The sequence below is a fragment of the Thauera chlorobenzoica genome, assembly GCF_001922305.1.
Taxonomy (GTDB): Bacteria; Pseudomonadota; Gammaproteobacteria; order Burkholderiales; family Rhodocyclaceae; genus Thauera; species Thauera chlorobenzoica.
In genome coordinates, this window is sequence record NZ_CP018839.1 from 2,325,518 (window position 1) to 2,347,845 (window position 22,328).

17 protein-coding genes are annotated in these 22,328 nt (G+C 67.0%); 14 read left to right on the forward strand and 3 right to left on the reverse strand.

The features are described 5' to 3' along the window. Positions 1–2: 2 nt before the first annotated feature. The 10 genes from bcrD to Tchl_RS10830 all read left to right on the forward strand — a co-directional run bounded on the left by bcrD (position 3) and on the right by Tchl_RS10830 (position 9,094). A complete protein-coding gene (gene bcrD, locus Tchl_RS10785; protein WP_083945217.1) occupies positions 3–851 on the forward strand; it encodes a benzoyl-CoA reductase subunit D in 849 nt (282 codons plus the stop codon). A gap of 26 nt (positions 852–877) precedes the next feature. Further along, the gene (locus tag Tchl_RS10790) at positions 878–1,123 is read left to right on the forward strand and encodes a YfhL family 4Fe-4S dicluster ferredoxin (RefSeq protein ID WP_075148414.1); all 246 of its coding nucleotides are present in this window, start codon (positions 878–880) and stop codon (positions 1,121–1,123) included. Positions 1,124–1,177: 54 nt separating this feature from the next. Then, a complete protein-coding gene (locus tag Tchl_RS10795) occupies positions 1,178–1,648 on the forward strand; it encodes a GNAT family N-acetyltransferase (RefSeq protein ID WP_232311562.1) in 471 nt (156 codons plus the stop codon). Between the two features lie 36 nt (positions 1,649–1,684). Continuing rightward, on the forward strand, positions 1,685–2,230 hold the full coding sequence (locus tag Tchl_RS10800; RefSeq protein WP_075148415.1) for a GNAT family N-acetyltransferase: 546 nt from the start codon (positions 1,685–1,687) through the stop codon (positions 2,228–2,230). A gap of 78 nt (positions 2,231–2,308) precedes the next feature. Continuing rightward, positions 2,309–3,019 (forward strand): 3-oxoacyl-ACP reductase FabG, encoded by a 711-nt coding sequence (gene fabG, locus Tchl_RS10805; RefSeq protein ID WP_075148416.1) that lies wholly within the window; start codon positions 2,309–2,311, stop codon positions 3,017–3,019. Positions 3,020–3,658: 639 nt separating this feature from the next. Next, on the forward strand, positions 3,659–4,807 hold the full coding sequence (locus Tchl_RS10810; protein WP_075148417.1) for an ABC transporter substrate-binding protein: 1,149 nt from the start codon (positions 3,659–3,661) through the stop codon (positions 4,805–4,807). A gap of 108 nt (positions 4,808–4,915) precedes the next feature. Beyond that, the gene (locus Tchl_RS10815; RefSeq protein ID WP_075148418.1) at positions 4,916–5,953 is read left to right on the forward strand and encodes a branched-chain amino acid ABC transporter permease; all 1,038 of its coding nucleotides are present in this window, start codon (positions 4,916–4,918) and stop codon (positions 5,951–5,953) included. Then, entirely contained in the window at positions 5,950–7,764 is a 1,815-nt protein-coding gene (locus tag Tchl_RS10820; protein WP_075148419.1) for a branched-chain amino acid ABC transporter ATP-binding protein/permease, read from the forward strand. Before Tchl_RS10815 ends, Tchl_RS10820 begins: the two co-directional genes overlap by 4 nt. Further along, positions 7,764–8,531 (forward strand): ABC transporter ATP-binding protein, encoded by a 768-nt coding sequence (locus tag Tchl_RS10825; RefSeq protein WP_075148420.1) that lies wholly within the window; start codon positions 7,764–7,766, stop codon positions 8,529–8,531. Before Tchl_RS10820 ends, Tchl_RS10825 begins: the two co-directional genes overlap by 1 nt. A gap of 110 nt (positions 8,532–8,641) precedes the next feature. Beyond that, on the forward strand, positions 8,642–9,094 hold the full coding sequence (locus Tchl_RS10830) for a DUF192 domain-containing protein (RefSeq protein ID WP_075148421.1): 453 nt from the start codon (positions 8,642–8,644) through the stop codon (positions 9,092–9,094). Positions 9,095–9,161: 67 nt separating this feature from the next. Here the strand turns inward: Tchl_RS10830 and parC are convergent, their stop codons facing one another. Together parC and Tchl_RS10840 are read right to left on the reverse strand one after the other, a co-directional pair. Further along, a complete protein-coding gene (parC, locus tag Tchl_RS10835) occupies positions 9,162–11,606 on the reverse strand; it encodes a DNA topoisomerase IV subunit A (protein ID WP_075148422.1) in 2,445 nt (814 codons plus the stop codon). Positions 11,607–11,637: 31 nt separating this feature from the next. Further along, on the reverse strand, positions 11,638–13,626 hold the full coding sequence (locus Tchl_RS10840; protein ID WP_075148423.1) for a DNA topoisomerase IV subunit B: 1,989 nt from the start codon (positions 13,624–13,626) through the stop codon (positions 11,638–11,640). A 164-nt stretch (positions 13,627–13,790) separates the two neighbouring features. Here Tchl_RS10840 and Tchl_RS10845 point away from each other — a divergent pair, with 164 nt between their 5' ends. Further along, the gene (locus Tchl_RS10845; protein WP_075148424.1) at positions 13,791–14,360 is read left to right on the forward strand and encodes a GrpB family protein; all 570 of its coding nucleotides are present in this window, start codon (positions 13,791–13,793) and stop codon (positions 14,358–14,360) included. Between the two features lie 25 nt (positions 14,361–14,385). Here Tchl_RS10845 and Tchl_RS10850 read toward each other — a convergent pair whose 3' ends face one another. Next, positions 14,386–16,029: an electron transfer flavoprotein-ubiquinone oxidoreductase gene (locus tag Tchl_RS10850; protein ID WP_075148425.1), complete on the reverse strand. Its 1,644-nt coding sequence runs from the start codon at positions 16,027–16,029 to the stop codon at positions 14,386–14,388. Positions 16,030–16,216: 187 nt separating this feature from the next. Here Tchl_RS10850 and Tchl_RS10855 point away from each other — a divergent pair, with 187 nt between their 5' ends. From Tchl_RS10855 to Tchl_RS10865, 3 genes are all read left to right on the forward strand, one after another. Continuing rightward, the gene (locus Tchl_RS10855; protein ID WP_075148426.1) at positions 16,217–16,636 is read left to right on the forward strand and encodes an acyl-CoA thioesterase; all 420 of its coding nucleotides are present in this window, start codon (positions 16,217–16,219) and stop codon (positions 16,634–16,636) included. A 60-nt stretch (positions 16,637–16,696) separates the two neighbouring features. Beyond that, positions 16,697–17,239: a hydrolase gene (locus tag Tchl_RS10860; protein WP_075149692.1), complete on the forward strand. Its 543-nt coding sequence runs from the start codon at positions 16,697–16,699 to the stop codon at positions 17,237–17,239. A gap of 163 nt (positions 17,240–17,402) precedes the next feature. Next, on the forward strand, positions 17,403–22,250 hold the full coding sequence (locus Tchl_RS10865; RefSeq protein WP_075148427.1) for an NAD-glutamate dehydrogenase: 4,848 nt from the start codon (positions 17,403–17,405) through the stop codon (positions 22,248–22,250). Positions 22,251–22,328: the final 78 nt, after the last annotated feature.

Consider the following 22,328-nt stretch of genomic DNA (forward strand, 5'->3'; position numbering starts at 1 on the left):
AAATGACGATCACTGCAGGCATCGATATCGGCACTGGCGCGGTCAAGACCGTTCTTTTCCGCGTCGAAGGCGACAAGACCGAATGGCTCGCCAAGCGCAACGACCGCATCCGTCAGCGCGACCCGTTCAAGCTTGCCGAGGAGGCCTACAACGGCCTGCTCGAGGAAGCCGGCCTCAAGGCGTCCGACGTGGATTACGTGGCCACCACCGGCGAAGGTGAAAGCCTGGCCTTCCACACCGGCCACTTCTATTCGATGACCACGCATGCGCGCGGGGCGGTGTATCTGAACCCCGAAGCGCGTGCCGTCCTCGACATCGGCGCGCTGCACGGTCGTGCGATCCGCAACGACGAGCGCGGCAAGGTCGAAACCTACAAGATGACCAGCCAGTGCGCGTCGGGCTCCGGCCAGTTCCTCGAGAACATCGCACGCTACCTGGGCATCGCGCAGGACGAGATCGGCTCGCTGTCGACGCAGGCCGACAACCCGGAAGTGGTGTCGAGCATCTGCGCCGTGCTGGCCGAGACCGACGTCATCAACATGGTGTCGCGTGACATTTCGGCGCCGAACATCCTGAAGGGCATCCACATCTCGATGGCCGGCCGCCTGGCGAAGCTGCTGAAGTCGGTCGGTGCGCGCGAGGGCGTGGTGCTCTGCACCGGTGGCCTGGCGCTCGACGAAGGTCTGCTGAAGACGCTCAACGAGTCGATTCAAGAGCAGAAAATGGCGGTTGTGGCCTACAATCATCCCGACTCGCCCTATGCAGGGGCGATCGGTGCAGCACTGTGGGGCGCCTTCCGTCATGAAAAACTGGCCCGCCTCGGCCAGCAGCAAGTGGCTGAAGCAGCCTGAGCCAAAATTAGCGAGGAGGAAGCAGTATGGCCTTGTACATCAACGACGACTGCACGGCGTGTGACGCCTGTGTGGAAGAGTGCCCGAACGAGGCGATTACCCCGGGCGATCCGATCTACGTGATCGACCCGACCAAGTGTTCCGAGTGTGTGGGCGCTTTCGACGAGCCGCAATGCCGGCTGGTCTGTCCGGCGGATTGCATTCCGGATAATCCGGACTACCGCGAAACGCACGAAGAACTGCAGGAGAAATACGACCGCCTGCACGGTTGATTGACCTGCCGGGGCCACCAATAGGTGGCCCCTTTTCACATTCTTACGGGAGGCATGATGACTGCGAATACCGAAACCAGGCTGCGCCCGCTCGCTGCCGGCGATGTTGACCGTCTTACCCGTCTCGATGCCATGACCAGTGGCGGCGGCAGCCGTACCAGCTTCTTCGAGCGCCGCCTGAAGGCCGAGCAGGCGCGTGCGGAAGGCTTCTTTTCCTGCATCGCCGAACGCGGAGGCGACGTCGTCGGCTTCGCGCTCGGGCATGTGCTCGATGGCGAATTCGGCGTCAAGGGGCGGGTTGCCGTGCTCGACGCGATCGCGGTCGACCCGGGCGCACAGCGCCAGGGGGTGGCGCGTGCGCTGATGGCGGAATTCGATCGTGTCGCGCGCGCGCGCGGGGCCAACGAGATGCGCACGCAGGCGCAGTGGAACCAGCCGGCACTGGTCGAGTTCTTTGCCGCCGCGGGTTTTCGTCTGGCGCCGCGGGTGGTGCTCGAGCGCCCGACCGAGTACGTGAACTTCTGAGTTCCCGCTGCAACGGACCATTGACGGAGATCTACGATGACCAGCCATCCCCATCCCACAACGAAGCAGATGATCGACCAGTTTTCCGGGGAACCCAACTATAGCGACCCCAACCCGGACGATGCCGTAGCGCTGTCGCGCGACCGGATTCCGGTGCGCTCGCTGACGCCGGAAGACTTCGATGCCGTCGTTCGCATCGACCGCCACGACAGTGGCCACGACCGCAGCGCATATTACCGGCGCAAGTTCGAGGAAGCGCTCGGCGGTTCCGGCGTGCGCGTCTCGGTGGTTGCCGAGCAGGACGGTGTCGTCGTCGGCTTTCTGATGGCGCGCGTCGATTTCGGCGAATTCGGCCGTGCCGCCGCCGCCGCGGTGATCGACACGGTAGGCGTCGATCCGGCCATGAAGGGGCGTCATATCGGCAGTGCGCTGGTTTCCCAGCTGCTTGCCAACCTGACCACCCTGCGGGTCGAATCGGTCCGCTCCGAAGTCGAATGGAACCAGTTCGGCCTGCTGCACTTCCTCGACCGCTGCGGCTTCCGCCCAGGGCAGCAACTGGCGTTATCGCGTCCGCTGGACTGAGCGCGGCGCCCTGTCTGTAACCCACAGCCCGGGCACGCTGGTCGTGTCCGGGCTTACTTTTTTCAAGGTAGGAACGAAATGAGTTTTTCTGGCGAATTGTGCGGCCGTGTGGCCATCGTGACCGGTGGCGCACGCGGGATCGGTAGTGCGATCACCGACGCTCTGGTGGCGCGTGGCGCCGAAGTCCATGTCTTCGACCTCACCGACACCAACGAGTCGGCGGGGACGCTGCACCGGGTCAACATCGCCGACGCCGACAGTGTGGCGAAGGCGGTGGCCAGTCTGCCCGCTCCTCCCACGATGCTGGTCAATAATGCCGGCATCACCCGTGATCGCAGCCTGCTGAAAATGAGCGACGACGAGTGGCGCTCGGTGATCGACGTCAACCTGAGCGGTGCTTTCCACATGCTGCGCGCGTGCGCGCCGGGAATGGTCGCCGCCGGTTGTGGCAGCATCGTCAATATCACCTCGATCAACGGCATGCGCGGCAAGTTCGGCCAGGCCAACTACAGCTCGGCGAAGGCAGGAATGATCGGCCTCACCAAGACCGCCGCGCGCGAGCTGGGCCCGAAAGGGGTGACGGTGAACGCCGTCGCGCCGGGCATGGTGATGACCGAAATGGCCCGTGCCCTGCCGGCCGAGGTGCTCGACCGTGCGCTGCAGGAGTCCGCCCTGCGCAAGCTTGCCGCACCCGAGGACATCGCTGCTGCGGTCGTGTTCCTGCTCTCCGACATGGCCCGGATGATCACCGGCGAAGTCATCCGGGTGGACTCTGGCCAGTACATCTGAGCGCCTGCACCGAACGTGCCGGGGATTGCCCGGCCTCCGCTGCTCCGGCCCCGGCGATCAGCGGGCCGGCGCGACCGGTGCCCCCCGGTAGATGATCCCCGCCTGGCAGCTGTGCCCGGCGGGGATTGTTTTTTGCGGGGTATTCCGAGAGGCTGGCTGCGATGCGGGCTGGGCTTCCGCTCTGCATCTAATTAATCAAACAATTGTTTGACCGGGTAGTTTGTTCGGCGATAATGTACCCATTCGGCACATCGCGGCTGAAAGGCTTCCGGCTGTTGCCCACGGTGGGGCCGATGGTGTCTCTGACCGGGCGCCGGCAGGTGGGAGGCGAGGCATCCGACGTGTCGATCGCATGCAACAGAAGCCTGTGCTACGGTAGCAGTCCCGCACTTGGGGAGCGTGCGTACGGTTCTTGGAAAAGTGATTCGCGTCGATGCGGAACAATACATTTTGTTTTGTTCCATGGGGTGCAAATAGCGTCATCTTTGGAGTGTTTCGATTCGTCAGAATCGTCTAACATGTCGTCGGTGGCTGCGGAACGTTCGTTGACGAGCGTCATCGGGTCGCGTTGAAGGCGGCGGCGTGTCCGCAGAGCCGCCGCCGAAAAGCATATAAAGGCATCAAGCCGGAGGAGACACCATGAAATTGAAGAAAACCCTGTTGGTCGCGATGAGCCTCGCCTTTGTCGCAGGCTCGGCCCAGGCCCAGCTCAAGGTCGGTATCAGCGTTTCGGCGACCGGCCCGGCGGCTTCACTCGGGATCCCGGAGCGCCAGACCGTCGATCTGATGCCGAAGACGATCGGCGGCATGTCGGTGAGCTATGTCGTGCTCGACGACGCCTCGGACACCACCAGTGCGGTGAAGAACATCCGCAAGCTCGTTTCCGAAGACAAGGTCGATATCGTGCTCGGCTCGACCACTTCGCCGAACTCGCTGGCGATGATCGACGTCGCCGCAGAAACCAAGACGCCGATGATCTCGTGGGCGGCTTCGAGCCGCATCGTCGAGCCGGTGGACGAGAAGCGGCGCTGGGTGTTCAAGACGCCGCAGAACGACGCCCAGATGGCCACTGCGATCGTCCAGCACATGACCAGCAACAACGTCAAGAAAGTGTCCTTCGTCGGCTTTGCCGACGCCTACGGCGAGGGCTGGTACGAGCAGTTCAAGTCGATCGCCGAAGCGCGCGGGATCGAGATCGTCGCTAACGAACGCTTCAACCGCACCGACACCTCGGTCACCGGCCAGGTGCTGAAGATGATGTCCGCCCGCCCCGATGCGATGTTCATCGCCGGCTCCGGCACTCCCGCCGCACTGCCGCAGAAGACGCTGAAGGAGCGCGGCTGGTCGGGCAAGGTCTACCAGACCCACGGCGTCGCCAACAACGACTTCCTCCGGGTCTGCGGGCGTGACTGCGAAGGCACCTTGCTGCCTGCCGGACCGGTCCTGGTCGCCGAGCAGCTGCCTGCCGACAATCCGGTGAAGGCCAGCGCGGTGAAGTACATCACCGCGTACGAGGCTGCCCACGGCAAGGGCAGCGTGTCGACCTTCGGCGCCCACGCCTGGGATTCGGGCGTGCTGCTCGAAGCCGCCGTGCCGGCCGCGCTCAAGAGCGCCAAGCCGGGGACCGCCGAATTCCGTGCGGCCCTGCGTGACGCCCTCGAGAAAGTCTCTGAAGTGGTCGGCGCCCACGGCATCTTCAACATGAGCCCGACCGACCACCTCGGCCTCGACCAGCGTGCCCGGGTGATGGTGCAGATCCAGAACGGCGCCTGGAAACTCGCCAAGTAAGCAATTCGGTGACGACCGCCGGGCGTTCGATCCGGCGGTCTTTTCAATCAATCAATCCAAAGGATCCCGCTTCCGTTCCATGACGGAGGCGCAGGGGGGCTTGCGGTCATGGATTTTCAGATTGCATTGATCCTCGGGCAGGATGGCATCACCAACGGCGCCATCTACGCGCTGCTCGCGCTCGCGCTGGTACTGGTGTTCGCGGTTACCCGAGTGATCTTCATTCCCCAGGGGGAGTTCGTCGCCTATGGTGCGCTGACCCTGGCGATGATCGACAATGGTTTCTTTCCGGCGACCGCCTGGCTGCTGCTCGGTGCCGGCATCGCCGTCGCGCTGCTCGACGGGCGGGTGGCGTTGCAGTCCGGCCAGGGCCGGCGCCTGGGGTCGATCGCCGCGCTCAATATCGGCTATCCGCTGGTGATGCTGGCGGTGCTCGAGTCCCTGCCGCTGAGCGAGCTCGGGCTCGCCCTGCAGGTGCTGGTCACGCTGCTGGTGGTGGTTCCGCTGGGGCCGATGATGTATCGCATCGTCTATCAGCCGATCGCCGAAGCGCCGGTGCTGGTGCTGCTGATCGTGTCGGTCGCGGCGCACGTGGCAATGGTCGGGCTTGGCCTGCTGTTCTTCGGCGCGGAAGGTTATCGCACGCCGCCGTTCTCCGATGCGCGCTTCGAGCTCGGGCCGTTGACCGTGACCGGGCAGACGATCTGGGTGGTCGCCGCCTCGTTGGTGCTGATCATCGCCCTGGCGCTGTTTTTCGGCCGCACGCTGTACGGCAAGGCCTTGCGCGCCACGGCGATCAACCGCAACGGCGCGCGCCTGATGGGGATCCCGCCGGCCCTGGCAGGGAAGCTGACCTTCCTGCTGGCGACGCTGATCGGGGTGTTGTCCGGCGTCATGATTTCGCCGATCACCACCATCTACTATGACAGCGGATTCCTGATCGGGCTGAAGGGCTTCGTCGCCGCGATCATCGGTGGGCTGGGGAGCTACCCGATCGCAGCCTTCGGTGCGCTGCTGGTCGGCCTGCTCGAATCGTTCAGCTCGTTCTGGGCCAGCGCCTACAAGGAAGTACTGGTGTTCACCCTGATCATCCCGGTGCTGCTGTGGCGTTCGCTGACCAGCCACCACATGGAGGAAGAGGAATGAAATTCGCGCTCTCCCCCCGCGTCGTGCAGGGCGTGTTCGTGGCGTTGCTGCTATTTGCACCGCTGACCTTGTCGGCCTTCTACGTAACCTTGCTCAACTACATCGGCCTGTATGCGATGGTGGCGCTCGGCCTGGTGCTGCTGACCGGGGTCGGCGGCCTGACCAGCTTTGGCCAGGCGGCCTTTGTCGGCCTCGGTGCGTATACCACGGCGGCGATTTCGACCGCGGCCGATCTCCCCGCCTGGCTGGGCTGGGCCTCGGCATCGCCATGGCTGTCGCTGGTGGTGGGACTGGTGCTCACTGCCGTGGTGGCCTATTTCATCGGCAAGCTCACCTTGCGCCTGTCCGGCCACTACCTGCCGCTGGCCACGATCGCCTGGGGTCTGAGCCTGTATTTCCTGTTCGGCACCATGGAGATCCTGGGCGGCCACACCGGGCTGACCGGCATCGAGCCGATCGCCGTGTTCGGCTACGAGCTGCGCCAGGGGCACGAGATCTATTACCTGATCTGGTTCTTCGTCCTTGCCGGCGTATTTACCGCCAGCAATCTGCTCGATTCGCGCGAAGGGCGTGCGATCCGTGCGCTCAAGGGGGGCATGGTGATGGCCGAGGCGATGGGGGTCGATACCACGCGTTCGCGCACCGTGATCTTCGTCATCGCCGCCTTGCTCGCCTGTGCCTCGGGCTGGCTGTACGCCCACATGCAGCGTTTCGTGAACCCGACACCGTTCGGCCTGCACATCGGCATCGAGTACCTGTTCATGGCCGTCGTCGGCGGCGCGGCGCACGTCTGGGGCGCGCTCGTCGGTGCCGGGGTGATCACGGTGCTCAAGCAGTGGCTGCAGGATCTGCTGCCCAAGTTGTTCGGGCAGAGCGGCAACTTCGAAGTGATCTTCTTCGGCGCGCTGATGGTCCTGGTGCTGCACAAGGCACGCGGCGGCCTGTGGCCGATCCTGGTCGCAGGGCTCAAGCGCGTGGTGCCGGTCGCCGCGGTGCGCCGCACGATCGATCGCAATGCGGCGATGCTGCCGCGGCGCGAGCTGCCCGTGGTTGGCACCTTGCTGCTCGAAGCCAAGGGGGTCACCCGCCGTTTCGGCGGCCTGCTGGCGAACAACAACATGAGCCTGGATGTGCACGCCGGCGAGATCCTGGCGCTGATCGGGCCCAACGGCGCGGGCAAGAGCACGATGTTCAACCAGGTCTCGGGCGTCGATACGCCGACCTCGGGCGAAGTGCGTTTTCTCGGTGAATCGGTGGTGGGCAAGGGCTCGCGCACGATCGCGCGGATGGGCATGAGCCGCACCTTCCAGCATGTGCGCATCCTGCCGACGATGAGCGTGCTCGAGAACGTCGCCATCGGCGCCCATCTGCGCGGCAGCAAGGGCGTGCTGGCGGCGGCCTGGCGCCTCGACCGCGGTGAGGAGAAGCGCCTGCTGGCCGAGGCCGCGCGCCAGATCGAGCGTGTCGGCCTGGCCGAGCATATGCACGACGAGGCCGGCAGCCTCGCCCTGGGCCAGCAGCGCATCCTCGAAATCGCCCGTGCGCTGGCTTCCGATCCCTGCCTGCTGCTGCTCGACGAGCCGGCGGCCGGCTTGCGCTACAAGGAAAAGCAGGCCCTCGGCGATCTGCTGAAGAAGCTCAAGGCCGAGGGCATGGGGGTTCTGCTGGTGGAGCACGACATGGATTTCGTGATGGGCCTGGTCGATCGGGTCGTGGTCATGGAGTTCGGTGAAAAGATCGCCGAAGGCCTGCCCGAGGACGTACAGCGCGACCCGGCGGTGCTCGAGGCTTACCTCGGGGGAGGGGAATGATGGCTACGCAGAATCTGACCGGCAACCCGGTGCTCCAGGTGAGCGACCTGTGCGTTTCCTACGGCCTGGTCGAAGCCCTGACCAATGCCAGGCTGACGGTCGGCGAGGGACAGATCGTCACCGTCATCGGCCCCAATGGCGCAGGAAAGACGACCATGCTGTCGGCGATCATGGGGCTGTTGCCTTCGCGTGGCCGGATCGAGTTCGACGGGCTGGCCCTGACTTCGCCGGAAGTCGAGGAAATGGTCGCGCACGGCATGAACCTGGTGCCGGAAAAGCGCGAGCTGTTCGGCGAGATGAGTGTCGAGGACAACCTCGTGCTCGGCGCCTTCCAGCGTTACCGGATGGGGTTCCGCGACCAGGCGCAGACCATGGAAGAGGTCTACGCACTGTTTCCCCGGCTCAAGGAGCGGCGCAGCCAGCTTGCCGGGACCTTGTCGGGCGGCGAGCGCCAGATGCTCGCCGTGGGCCGGGCGCTGATGGCCAAACCCAAGCTGCTGATGCTCGACGAGCCCAGCCTGGGGCTGGCACCGCTGATCGTGCGCGAGATCTTCCGCATCATCACCCAGCTGCGCAGCCGTGGGGTGTCGATCCTGCTCGTCGAGCAGAACGCGCGTGCGGCGCTGCAGGTCGCCGACTACGCCTACGTGCTCGAAACCGGAGAGATCGCGATGGAAGGGCCGGCATCGGAGCTCGCCGACGATCCGCGAGTCATCGAGGCCTATCTCGGGCTAGGCGGCAAGCATCAGGAAATGCTCGCGACCTGAAGCGGCGGAGCCCGCCGGCCGGAGCCGGGTGGGGCGGGAACACGCCTCGCCCGCTGCGTCCGGCGGCGAACTGCGCTACGCTGCGGTCCTTTGCGATCAGGAGAGAGGCGATGTCGGGCTGGATTCGTGCGTGGATCGTGGCGCTACTGTTGTGCTCCGGATCCGGCGGCGCCCTGGCGCAGACCGCCCTGCCTGTGGCCGAGCTCGGGGCGGGGATGTACCGCATCGCGGCGGAGGTCGCGGACACTTTCCAGGCTCGCCAGCGCGGCCTGATGCAGCGCCGCTCGATGCCCCCGAATCACGGTATGGTGTTCGTGTTCCCGGAGGACGCGATCCACTGCATGTGGATGAAAAACACCTACTTGCCGCTGTCGGTCGCCTTCATCGATGGCGACGGCAGGCTGATCAACATCGCCGACATGCAGCCGCAGACCGAGGACAGCCATTGCGCGGCGGCACCGGCACGCTTCGCGCTGGAAATGAACCTCGGCTGGTTCGCCGAGCGCGGCATCGGTCCGGGGGCGCTCCTGCGCGGTTTCGAGCGCCTGCCGCCGGCGCGCTGAGGCAGCAGGGCACGGGGGCCGGGGGAGGCTCGGGTGGCGCTGCCGCCCATCGCCCCGCTTCCCGGCCTCATCGCATCCGTTCCGGCTTCACTCTCGGCGTCAGCGGCGCACCCTTGCGTGCCCGGCGGTGGCGTAGCGGCTCGCGCTGCGCCGGTTTCAGTTCGATGGTCACCGCCTTGCCGCCGCGCCCGGTGCCTTCCACGCTCAGCACCGCGTCATCGGCCGGCACCGCCACCGCGGCGAGCGCCTCGCCTTCGTCGAGCGCCATCACGATGACCCCGCGCCCGCCGCTCTGCGTCTTCATCTCCGGTCGCGGGAAGACCAGCAGGCGACCGTTTTCCGAGGCGGCGGCGATCCAGTTGCCGAAGGCTTTGGCCGGGGCCAGCGCCTTTTCGCCCTTTTCCAGGCTCATGAAAGCCTTGCCCGCGCGCTGGCGGCTGCTGGCGTCGGCGATGCTGCACAGGAAGCCGTAGCCGCCGCTATTGGAGAACAGGTACATCGCCGCCGGCTCGTCGCTGACCACCTGCGCGAGCTTGGCCCCGTCCTGGAACTCGACCAGCGTCGTGATCGGGGTGCCGTCACCGCGTCCGCCGGGCAGGTCGGCCACTTTCACCGTGTACGCGCGGCCGTTGCTGTCGACGACGATCAGCGGCCAGGTGGTGCGTGTCTCGATCACGGCGAAAGCGAAGTCGCCCGCCTTGTAGCCGATCGCCGCGGCATCGATGCCATGGCCCTGGCGGGCGCGCACCCAGCCGTTCTTCGACACGATCACGGTGAGCGGCTCGTCCGCCACGCTGATCTCGGCCGGCGCCACCGCAGCCACCGCTTCGACCAGGGTGCGGCGGTCGTCACCGTACTTTTTCGCGTCGTCGTTGATCTCCTTCAGGATCAGCTTCGTCATCGCCGCGCGGCTGTCGAGCAGGTGCTGCAGGCCGGTGCGCTCGTCGCGCAAATCAGCGAGTTCCTTCTCGATCCTGAAGCCTTCGAGGCGGGCGAGCTGGCGCAAGCGGATCTCGAGGATGTCCTCGGCCTGGATGTCGGAGAGCCCGAAAGCCGCGATCAGCGCCGGCTTGGGTTCGTCCGACTCGCGGATGACGCGGATCACGTCCTCGATGTGGAGGAAGGCGATCATGCGGCCTTCGAGGATGTGGATGCGGCGATCGACCTCGTCGAGGCGGTGGCGGGTGCGGCGCTCGACCGTCACGTAGCGGAAATCGATCCACTCGCGCAGGATCTGCACCAGGTTCTTCTGCTGCGGCCGGCCGTCGCGCCCGATCATGGTCATGTTGACCGAGGCCGAGGTCTCCAGGCTGGTGTGGGCGAGCAGCACCGCCATGAACTCGTCGCGGTTCTGGCGGCTCGACTTGGGCTCAAGCACGATTCGTACCGGCGCCTTGTCGCTGGATTCGTCGCGCACCGTGTCGAGCACGCCGAGCACGAGCTGCTTGAGGTTCTTCTGTTCCTGGCTGATTTCCTTCTTGCCTGCGCGCGGTTGCGGGTTGGTCAGGGTCTCGATCTCGGACAGCACGCCGGCGGCGGAGACGCCGTGCGGCAGTTCTTCCACGATCGCGCGCCACTGGCCGCGGGCGAGCTCCTCGATCTTCCAGCGCGCGCGCAGGCGCAGGCTGCCGCGCCCGCCGGCGTAGGCGTCGCGGATCGCCTCGGGGGCGGAGATGAGCTGGCCGCCGCCGGGGAAGTCCGGCCCGGGGATGATGCCGAGCACGTCCTCGAGGGTGGACTCGGGGTGGCGGATCAGGTAGCAGGTGGCTTCGGCCACCTCGCGCAGGTTGTGCGGTGGAATCTCGGTCGCCATGCCCACCGCGATGCCCGAGGCGCCGTTGAGCAGCACGAAGGGCAGGCGCGCGGGCAGCAGCTGCGGTTCCTCGAAGGCGCCGTCGTAGTTGGGGATGAAGTCCACCGTGCCGCGGTCGATCTCGGCCAGCAGCAGCTCGGCGATCGGGGTCAGGCGGCACTCGGTGTAGCGCATCGCCGCGGCCGAGTCGCCGTCGCGCGAACCGAAGTTGCCCTGGCCGTCGACCAGCGGGTAGCGCAGCGAGAAGTCCTGCGCGACCCGCACCATGGCGTCATAGACGCTGGTGTCGCCGTGCGGGTGGTACTTGCCGATGACGTCGCCGACCACGCGCGCGGACTTCACGTGCTTGGAGGTGGACGACAGCCGCATCTGGTTCATCGCGTACAGGATGCGACGCTGCACCGGCTTCATGCCGTCTTCCACCTGGGGCAGGGCGCGCGACTTGACCACGCTCATCGCATAGGCGAGGTAGGCGCGCTCGGCGTAGCGGTCGAGCGCCAGCGTGGCGTCATCCTCGGGCTCCGGCTCGGGCTCTGCGGGTGGGGCTGGGGGCGGGGGCAGGTCCTCGCCTGCCTGCGTCGGGGTGGTCGGGCTGGCAGTTGTCGCCGTGCCCGCAATGGAGGGGGCGGCCTGAGCGGGCTTGGGCAAGCCCGCGGCGGGTTCGGGCATGTCGAACAGGTCTGGGGTTTCGGTCGTCATTGCACTGCGTAATTGAATCCGGTGGGAAATCTCAGACGTCGGCCTCGACGCTGTCGCCCTTTTCTTCCATCCAGGCGCGGCGGCCGGAGGCCTCGCCCTTGCCCATCAGCAGGGTGAACATCTTCAGCGTGTCGTCCGCCGCGCCGCGCCGCACCTTGACCGGCAGCACGCGGCGGGTGGCGGGGTCCATGGTGGTTTCGCGCAGCTGGTCGGGGTTCATCTCGCCGAGGCCCTTGAAGCGGCCGACCTCGATCGCCTCGGGGCGGAAGCCTTCCTTCTCGAGGCGGTCGCGGATCGCGGTCAGCTCGCCGTCGTCGAGGGCGTAGAGGCGGCGCGGCGGGCGCTTCTTGCCCTGCGCCGGGACGTCGATGCGATACAGCGGCGGCTGCGCGACGTACACGTGGCCGCGTTCGATCAGCTTCGGGAAGTGGCGGAAGAACAGCGTCAGCAGCAGGGTCTGGATGTGGGCGCCGTCGACGTCGGCATCCGACATGATGACGACCTTGCCGTAGCGCAGGCCGGAGAGGTCGGGTTCGCTGTCGGCGCGGTGCGCATCGACGCCCAGGGCGACGGCGATGTCGTGGATCTCGGCGTTGGCGAACAGGCGGTCGGGGTCGATCTCCCAGGCATTCTGGACCTTGCCGCGCAGCGGCAGGATGGCCTGGGTCTCCTTGTCGCGCGCCATCTTCGCCGAGCCGCCGGCGGAGTCGCCTTCGACGAGGAAGAGCTCGTTGTCGGCGAGGTCCTCGGATTCGCAGTCCGACAGCTTGCCCGGCAGCACGGCGACGCCGGAGGTCTTCTTCTTCTCGACCTTCTGCGCGCTCTTCTGTCGCGCCAGCGCCTGCTTGATGGAGAGTTCGGCGATCGCACGGCCGGCGTCGACGTGGTTGTTGAGCCAGATCTCGAAGGGGTCGCGCAGCTGGCTGGAGACGAGCTTCACGGCCTCGCGCGAGTTGAGCTTTTCCTTCACCTGGCCCTGGAACTGCGGGTCGAGCAGGCGCGCCGAGAGGACGAAGCTCATCCGCCCGCAGACGTCTTCCTGCTGCAGCTTGACCCCGCGCGGCAGCAGGGTGTGGTGGTCGATGAAGGACTTCATCGCCTCGAACACGCCGGCGCGTAGCCCCGATTCGTGGGTGCCGCCGTTGACGGTGGGAATCAGGTTGACGTAGGACTCGCTCGGCACCGCGGACTCGAACCAGGCCAGCGCCCAGGCCGCGCCTTCGCCGGGGGCGAAGCTGGGGTCGTCGCGGCCGGCGTATTTCTCGGCGGTGAAGATGGGTGCGACCGGCTCGAGGTCGCCGGCGACTTCCTTCAGGTAGCCGGCGAGCCCCTCGGGGTAGGACCAGGTCTTGGACAGCGCGGGGCCGTTCGCCTGCTCGATGTCGAGGCGCACGGCGACGCCCGACAGCAGCACCGCCTTGCTGCGCAAGAGGCGCTCGAGCTCGTTCATCGGCACGCGCGGCGACTCGAAGTATTTCGCCTCGGGCCACACGCGCACCCGGGTGCCGGTCTGGCGGCCGCAGTCGCCTTCGCTGCGCAGCGGGCCGATGGTCTCGCCGCCGTCGGCGAAGTCGATGCGGTGGATCCTGCCATCGCGCTTCACTTCGACTTCGATGCGGGTGGACAGCGCGTTGGTGACCGACACGCCGACGCCGTGCAGGCCGCCGGAGAAGGCGTAGGCGGAGTTGCCCGCGCGCTTGTCGAACTTGCCCCCGGCATGGAGCCGGGTGTAGGCCAGCACCACCACCGGCACGCCTTCCTCGGGGTGCAGGCCGACCGGGATGCCGCGGCCGTCGTCGGCGACGGTGACCGAGCCGTCCAGGTGCAGGGTGACGTGGATCTTCCTGGCGAAGCCGGCGAGCGCCTCGTCGGCGGCGTTGTCGATGACTTCCTGGATGATGTGCGCCGGGCTGTCGGTGCGGGTGTACATGCCAGGGCGCTCGCGCACCGGCTCCAGCCCCTTCAGGACGCGGAAGGAGGATTCGTCGTACTGCTGCAAAGTGTCTTGCTTGCCTGCCATGCTGTGCGGGCCTGTCCGGTTCGATGCGAAGGGGGCAAGGATAGCAGAGCCCGTTACTGAATGAATAACCAGCTTCGGCTGCGGTGACGGCAGCACAAGCGGATGGCGCCCGGTCACCAGCGTGCGTGGCTATACTGGGGTAGGTTCATTTCCCGTTTCCGCCGATGAGCGAGCCGCCCGAACACGTTGCCCGTGCACTGCACGAGCGCATCGAGATCCAGCCCTACGACCCGGGGTGGCCGGCCGCGTTTGCCGCCGAGGCCGCGCGCTTGCGGGCCTTGCTGGCGCCCGGCCTGATCGGGCGCATCGAACATTTCGGCAGCACCGCGGTGCCCGGCCTGGCGGCGAAGCCGATCGTGGACATGCTGATGGAAGTGCGTTCGCTGGAAGACGTCGCCGTGCATATCGCACCGGCCCTGCAGGGCGAAGGCTACGAGTATTTCTGGCGTGCGCGCGAGCCCGGCCTGCCGGGCATCGCCTATGCCTGGTTCATCCGGCGCGATGCGCGTGGCCGGCGCACGCATCACATCCACTGCCTGGTGGCGGATGCGCCGGAGTGGGAGCGCCTGCTGCTGCGCGACTACCTGAGAGCCCATCCGGAGGTGGCGCGGGCGTATGGCGAGCTCAAGCAGCGCATCGCGCGCGAACACCCGGACGACCGCCTCGCCTACGCCAGGGCGAAGACCGATTTCATCGAGCGGGTGATGCGGGCGGCACGGGAAGCGTGCGTGTGAGCTTTCCGCGCCGTGCGCTGCCGGCTTACATGCCCTGGTAGATCGGCCCTTCGCCGCCCTGGGGCACGACCCAGTTGATGTTCTGGGTCGGATCCTTGATGTCGCAGGTCTTGCAGTGCACACAGTTCTGGGCGTTGATCTGCAGGCGCGGGGCGCCGCCTTCGCCGTCGCGGACGATCTCGTACACGCCGGCCGGACAGTAGCGCTGTTCGGGGGCGTCGTATCGGGCGAGGTTGATCGCGATCGGCACCGAGGCGTCCTTCAGCTGCAGGTGGCAGGGCTGCTCTTCCTCGTGGTTGGTGTTGGACAGGAACACCGAGGACAGGCGGTCGAAGGTGAGCACGCCGTCGGGCTTCGGATAGTCGATTTTCGGGCACTCGGCAGCGGGCTTGAGCTTGTCGTGATCGGCGCTGTTGTGCAGCGTCCACGGCGCCTTGCCCATCAGCAGCTTCTGGTCGATGCCGAACAGCAGCGAGCCGACCCACAGGCCTTTCTTCATGTAGGGCTTGAAGTTGCGCGATTTGTGCAGCTCGGCGTACAGCCAGGAGTCGCGGAAGGCCGAAGGGTAGGCGGTCAGCGCGTCGTGCTGGCGCTCGGCGGCGAGCGCCTCGAACGCGGCCTCGGCGGCGAGCATGCCCGACTTGATCGCGGCGTGGCTACCCTTGATCCGCGCCGCGTTGAGGAAGCCGGCGTCGTCGCCGACCAGTGCGCCGCCCGGGAAGATCAGCCGCGGCAGGCTCTGCAGGCCGCCGGCGGTGATCGCGCGCGCGCCGTAGGCCAGGCGCTTGCCGCCTTCGAGGTATTTGCGGATCTCGGGGTGAGTCTTGTAGCGCTGCATCTCCTCGAACGGCGACAGGTGCGGGTTGGTGTAATTGAGGCCGACGACGTAGCCGATGGCGACCAAGTTGTCTTCGAGGTGATAGACGAAGCCGCCGCCGTAGGTGGCGTTGTCCATCGGCCAGCCGGCGGTGTGCACGACCAGGCCGGGGCGGTGGTTCTCGGGCTTCACCTCCCACAGTTCCTTGATGCCGATGCCGTAGGTCTGGGGATCGGCGCCGTCGCGCAGGTTGAACTTCGCTTCGAGCTGCTTGCCCAGGTGGCCGCGACAGCCTTCGGCGAACAGCGTGTATTTGGCATGGAGCTCCATGCCCGGCTGGTGATGCGGGCCGGGGCTGCCGTCGCGGTTGAGGCCCATGTCGCCGGTGGCCACGCCGCTGACCGCGCCGTGGGCGTCGTACAGCAGTTCGGCGCCGGCAAAGCCCGGGTAGACCTCGACACCGAGGGCTTCGGCCTGTTCGCCGAGCCACTTCACCACGTTGCCCAGGCGCACGATGTAGTTGCCGTGGTTGATGAAACAGTCCGGCAGCAGGCCGTTGGGGGCCCGGCGGGCGCCGCTCTCGGTGAGGAACAGCACCTTGTCCTCGGTGACCGCGGTGTTGAGCGGGGCGCCGCGTTCTTTCCAGTCGGGGAACAGTTCGGTCAGCGCCTTCGGGTCCATCACTGCACCCGACAGGATGTGGGCGCCGATTTCGGCTGCCTTCTCGATCAGGCATACCGAGATTTCCTGGCCTTTCTTCTCGGCCAGCTGTTTGAGGCGGATCGCCGCTGCCAGCCCTGCGGGGCCGCCGCCGACGATCAGCACGTCGAATTCCATCGATTCGCGTTCCATCGTGTTCTCCTGGATTCGTGTGAGGGGCGTGCCCGCCCTGCGACTGCGCAAGTTGTCAAACCCGCGCGAGTTTAAACCTTTGTGCCGTTTCGCGCCGGATCGGGACTCTCCCGCGGATCCAGCGGCTCATGACATACGGGGGCGTATGCTACATTAGCTCGTGACCGGAATGACAGGAGCGAGGGTGATGAAGGACAAGGCCAGGCTGATCCACACCAGCCGGATCGCGGTGCGCTGGGGCGACATGGACGCCTACAACCACGTCAACAACACGGTGTATTTCCGTTACTTCGAACAGGCCCGGATCGAGTGGGCCGAGCGGATGGGCTCGCGGGTCAGCCCCTTCGAGGAGATCGGACCGGTGATCATCAATGCCAGCTGTACCTTTCTGGCGCCGGTGAATTATCCTGCCACGGTGGTCGTCAGGATGTACGCGGGCTCGCCCGGGCGCTCGAGCCTGATGACCTGGTACGAACTGTTCGTCGAAGGCGAGGACCGGTTGTATGCCGAAGGCGCGGCCAAGACGGTGTGGATGGACATGCGCAGCGGAAAATCGGTGCCGATCCCGCAGGCGGTGCGCGCCTTGTTCGATGATTCCGCCGCCTGACTCCGGGCGGCACGGGCAGCCGGTGGCCGGCCCGGATCCACGATCCAGGGAGCTTCGATGATGCTGATGAATCGGGACAAGTCGGTGCTGCTGATCATCGACGTGCAGACGCGGCTCGCTCCGCACATCCACGACCACCGGCAGGTGCTCGCCAACTGCATCTGGCTGGCGCAGGTGGCTGAACGCGCCGGGGTGCCGGTGGTGGTCACCGAGCATTTCCCGGAGAAACTCGGTGCGACGGTGGACGAGGTGCGCGCGGTCACTGCCAGCGCCCGCTACGTAGGCAAGCGGTGTTTCTCGGCGCAGGCCGAAGGCGGCCTCGCTGATACCGCCGTCGAGGCCCGTCGGCAGGTGATCGTGTGCGGCACCGAAGCCCATGTCTGCGTGCTGCAGACCGCGCTCGAGCTGCGCTGGGCGGGGAAGGAGGTGTTCGTCGCCGCCGAGGCTTCGGGGTCGCGCGATCCCGCTGCCCGGGACCTGGCCTTCACCCGCATGCGCGGCCACGGGATCGAGATCGTGTCGCGCGAAATGGTCGCATTCGAGTGGCTGCAACGCGGCGGCACCGAATTGTTCCGCCAGATCAACCGCGACTTCATCCGCTGAGCGGAACCGGCTTCGTTAGGGAAAACGTGGGTATCGCACACCCGGACGTTCTCTTAGCCTGATCCCTTTGTTTCGCGGCGAGGCGCGCCGCGGCTCGCATCCAGCGCTCGTCCGAGCCCGCCGCCGTCTCGCCATGTCCTGACACGCAAGCGGGGAGATTCGGATGAATACGCGGGAAGCAAGTCGGCTGGTGGCACAGATCGATGCGGTGGTCGAACAAATCGCGGTACGCCTGCCGGCGGCGCAGGCGGCTGCGGTGAGCGCCTTTGCCGCGCGCTTCTTTGCCCAGGTCGATCCGGAGGACCTCGAGGTGCTGCCGGTTGCCGACCTCTACGGCGCCGTGCTCAGCCAGTGGCACTTCATCGCCCGGCGCCGCTCGGGCAGCCGGGTGCGGGCGTTCAACCCCCGGCTCGACGAACACGGCTGGGAGTGTCCGCACACGGTGATCGAGATCGTCGGCGACGACATGCCCTTTCTGGTCGATTCGATCGCAATGGAGATCGCCCGCCAGGGCTCGGCCCTGCACCTGATCATCCACCCGGTGATGGGCGTGGTGCGCGACGACGAGGGGCGCTTCGTGCGCCTCGCCGAGCAGGATGAAGTGCAGGCCGCGGCGGGGGACGAAGGGCCGGGCGGGGCGCGTCTCGAATCGATCATGCATCTCGAGGTCGATCGTCGCAGCGATCCGGCCGACCTCGCCGCCTTGCAGCAGGGGATCGAGCACGTGCTTGCCGACGTCCGTGCGGCAGTGGGCGACTGGACGGCGATGCGCGCGCGCATGAACGAGATCATCGCCGGGCTGGGGGGCAGCACGCCGCCGGTCGACGCGGGTGAGCTGGCCGAGGTGCGCGCCTTTCTCGAGTGGCTCGCGGCCGACAACTTCGTCCTCCTGGGGGGGCGCGACTACGAGCTGGTCAATACCGGCGAAGGCAACGAGCTGCGCATCGTCGGTGGCTCCGGGCTGGGTTTGCTGCGTGGCGATGGCGAGGACGGGCAGTCGCGCTCGTTTGCCGCGCTGCCGCCGCAGCTGCGCGCCCAGGCCCATCTGCCTCATCTGCTCACGGTGACGAAATCGAATTCGCGCTCCACCGTGCACCGGCCGGGCTACCTCGACTTCATCGGCGTCAAGCGTTTCGACGCTGACGGCCGGGTGGTCGGTGAGCGCCGCATCATCGGCCTGCTGGCATCCACCGCCTACAGCGCCAGCCCGAAGCAGATCCCGCTGCTGCGGCGCAAGGTCGATGCCGTGTTCGAGCGTGCCGGGCTGTTGCCCGGCGGCCATGCGGCGAAGGCACTGCTGACCCTGCTCGAGCGCTACCCGCGCGACGAGCTGTTCCAGATTTCGCCCGACGAGCTCTACACCCACGCGATGGGCATCCTGCGTCTGGGCGAGCGCCTGCGCACGCGCCTGTTCGTGCGCTGCGATCCCTTCGCCCGCTTCGTTTCCTGCCTGATCTACGTTCCCCGCGAGCACTACAACACCGACCAGCGCAAGCGCATGCAGGCAGTGCTGATGGACGCCTTCAACGGCGCTGCGTCCGAGTTCGACGTGCAGTTCTCGGACTCTGCGCTGGCGCGCATCCTGATCACCGTGCGCACCCACGATTCGGTGATTCCGCCCTTCGATACCCGCGAACTCGAGCAGCGCTTGATCCGCGCCTCGCGGCGCTGGGAGGACGAGCTGCTGCAGGCGCTGGTCGAGCAGTGCGGCGAAGAGCGCGGCCTGGTGCTGGCCCGGCGCTACGGCAGCGGTTTTCCGGCGGGTTACCGCGAGGACCATTCGGCGCGGATGGCGGTGTTCGACATCGAGCAGATGGAAGCGCTCGCCGACGGCGAGGCCCTCGGGCTGAATCTGTACGTGCCGCTGGAGGCGCCCGTGGGCGGGCTGAACCTGCGCCTGTATCACCTCGACGCGCCGGTGCCGCTGTCCTCGAGCCTGCCGATGCTCGAGAAAATGGGCGTGAAAGTGATCGAAGAGCGGCCGTACGCCGTTTCGCGCCAGGACGGGCGCACGGTGTGGCTGCACGATTTCGGCCTGAGCTATGCCGAAGCCGAGAGCCTCAACATCCACGAAGTGCGGCCGCTGTTCCAGGACGCCTTTTTGCACGCCTGGCACGGCGAAGTCGAGAACGACGACTTCAATCGCCTGGTGCTGCGCGCCGGCCTGTCCTGGCGCGAGGTCGCGGTGCTGCGCGCGTACGCGAAATACCTGCGCCAGGCCGCGTTCACCTTCAGTCAGGCCTACATGGAGCAGACCCTGGCGGCCTATCCGCAGCTCGCGCGCGCGCTGTTCGAGCTGTTCCGGGTGCGCTTCGAGCCCGCCCTCGACCAGGGACGCGAGGCCGCCTGCAACGGCATCGTCGCGGCCATCGAGCAGGGCCTCAACGCGGTGGCGAATCTCGACGAGGACCGCATCCTGCGCCAGTTCCTCGCCCTGATCCTGGCGACGCTGCGCACCAACTGGTTCCAGCGTGGCAAGGACGGTGCGCCCAAGGCCTACACCTCGTTCAAGTTCGCGCCGGCGAAGATTCCCAACCTGCCCCAGCCGCTGCCGATGTTCGAGATCTTCGTCTACTCGCCGCGCCTGGAAGGCGTGCACCTGCGTGGCGGCAAGGTCGCGCGCGGCGGCTTGCGCTGGTCGGACCGGATGGAAGATTTCCGCACCGAGGTCCTCGGCCTGGTGAAGGCGCAGATCGTCAAGAACGCGGTGATCGTGCCGGTCGGCTCGAAAGGCGGCTTCGTCGTCAAGTGCCCGCCCGCGGAGGGGGGACGCGAGGCGCTGCTCGCCGAAGGCATGGCCTGCTACCGCAACTTCCTGCGCGGCCTGCTCGATCTGACCGACAACCTGGTGCAGGGCAGGATCGTTCCGCCTGCCGAGGTGGTGCGCCACGACGAGGACGACCCCTACCTGGTCGTGGCGGCCGACAAGGGCACGGCGACCTTCTCCGACCATGCCAACGAAGTCGCCGCCGAGTACGGCTTCTGGCTCGGCGACGCCTTCGCCTCGGGCGGCTCGGCCGGTTACGACCACAAGAAGATGGGGATCACCGCGCGCGGTGCATGGGAGGCGGTGAAGCGCCATTTCCGCGAGATCGGGCGCAACATCCAGGAAGCGCCGTTTACCGTCGCCGGCATCGGCGACATGTCGGGCGACGTGTTCGGCAACGGCATGCTGCTGTCCACGCAGATCCGCCTGGTGGCCGCCTTCGACCATCGCCACATCTTCATCGACCCCGATCCCGACCCCGGGACGAGCTGGCAGGAACGCGCCCGCCTGTTCGCCCTGCCGCGTTCGAGCTGGGACGACTACGACAAGACGCTGATTTCAGAGGGCGGCGGGGTGTGGCCGCGCAGCGCGAAATCGATCCGCCTCTCGCCGCAGCTGCGCGCGGTGCTCGACATCGACGCCGACAGCCTGGCGCCAGCCGAACTGATCCGCGCCATCCTCACCGCCCCGGTCGATCTGCTCTACAACGGCGGCATCGGCACCTACATCAAGGCTTCAGCCGAGGCCGACGCCGCGGTGGGCGACCGCGCCAACGATGCGGTGCGGGTCAACGGCGCCGAGCTGCGCTGCAAGGTGCTGGGCGAGGGCGGCAACCTCGGCGCCACCCAGCTCGGGCGCATCGAGTTCGCACTCAAGGGCGGGCGGGTCAATACCGACGCCATCGACAATTCGGCGGGAGTCGATTGCTCGGACCACGAGGTCAACATCAAGATCCTGCTCGACAGCGTGATCGCCGAGGGCGAGCTGACGCTGAAGCAGCGCAACCAGCTGCTCGCCGACATGACCGACGAGGTCGCCGCGCTGGTGCTGCGTGACAACTACGCCCAGACCCAGATCCTGTCGGTGACGCGCGCCCGCGGGGTGGATCTGCTCGACGAGCAGGCGGAGTTCATGCGCCGCCTGAGCCATGCCGGGCGGCTCAACCGCAAGCTCGAGTTCCTGCCGATGGACGAGGATCTGGTCGAGCGCAAGGCGGCGCACATCGGCCTGCTCACCCCCGAGCTGGCCGTGCTGCTGGCCTATTCCAAGATCGAGCTCTACGACGAGGTGCTGGCGTCCGATGTGCCGGAAGATCCCTACATCCGCAGCGCGCTCGAGCGCTACTTCCCGGTGCCGCTGCGCGAGCGCTTCGCCGGTCATATCCAGCGCCACCCGTTGCGGCGTGAGATCGTTTCCACCCATGTCGTCAACAGCATGGTCAATCGCGTCGGTCCGACCTTCGTCAGCCGCCTCAGGGCGGAGACGGGAGCGTCTCCGTCCGACGTCGTGCGCGCCTACATGGCGACCCGCGAGGTCTTCGGCCTGGTGCCGGTGTGGAACGGGATCGAGGCGCTCGACAACTGCATCGACGACGCGCTCCAGGTCGAACTGATCCGCGAGGCCGACCGCCTGGTGCAGCGCGGTACGCTGTGGTTCCTGCGCCATCGTCCGTGGCTGGCCGACCTGCAGGCCACGCTGGCGCATTTCTCGCCGGGCGTGGGGGTGCTCGCCGACGGTCTGGTGGACTACGTGGTGCCGGCCTACAAGGTCGAACTCGAGGAAACAGTCGCGCGCCGGGTCGAGCAGGGGGTGCCCCGGGACCTGGCGCAGCGCATCGCCGTGCTCGACGAGCTGTATTCGGCGCTGGACCTGGTTGAGGCGGCGGTCGACAGCGGGCGGGACGAGGCGATGGTGGCACGGGTCTATTTCGCCCTCGGCGGCGATCTCGATCTGCACTGGCTGGGGCGCCAGATCTCGCTGCTGCCCACCGAAACCCGCTGGCAGACGCTCGCGCGCAGCGCCCTGCGCGGCGATCTGTCCGCAGTGGCGCGAGCGCTGGTGAACGATGCCCTGAAGCTTGTCCCCGGCGCCGGGGAAGTGGCCCAGGTGCGAGCCGCCTGGCAGGAGAAGTACGCGCACCAGCTGGAGCGTTACCGCCACCTGCTGACCGAGGTCCATGCCGCGCCGAGCATCGACCTGGCGATGCTGTCGGTGGTCTTGCGCGAGCTGCGCGGGTTGGGCTGAATCCTGCCGGGGGCGTTCCGCGGCGGCCCCCCGGTGGACGGCGCGGACGATGGCCGGACTGCTGACGCGCGTCCGGCT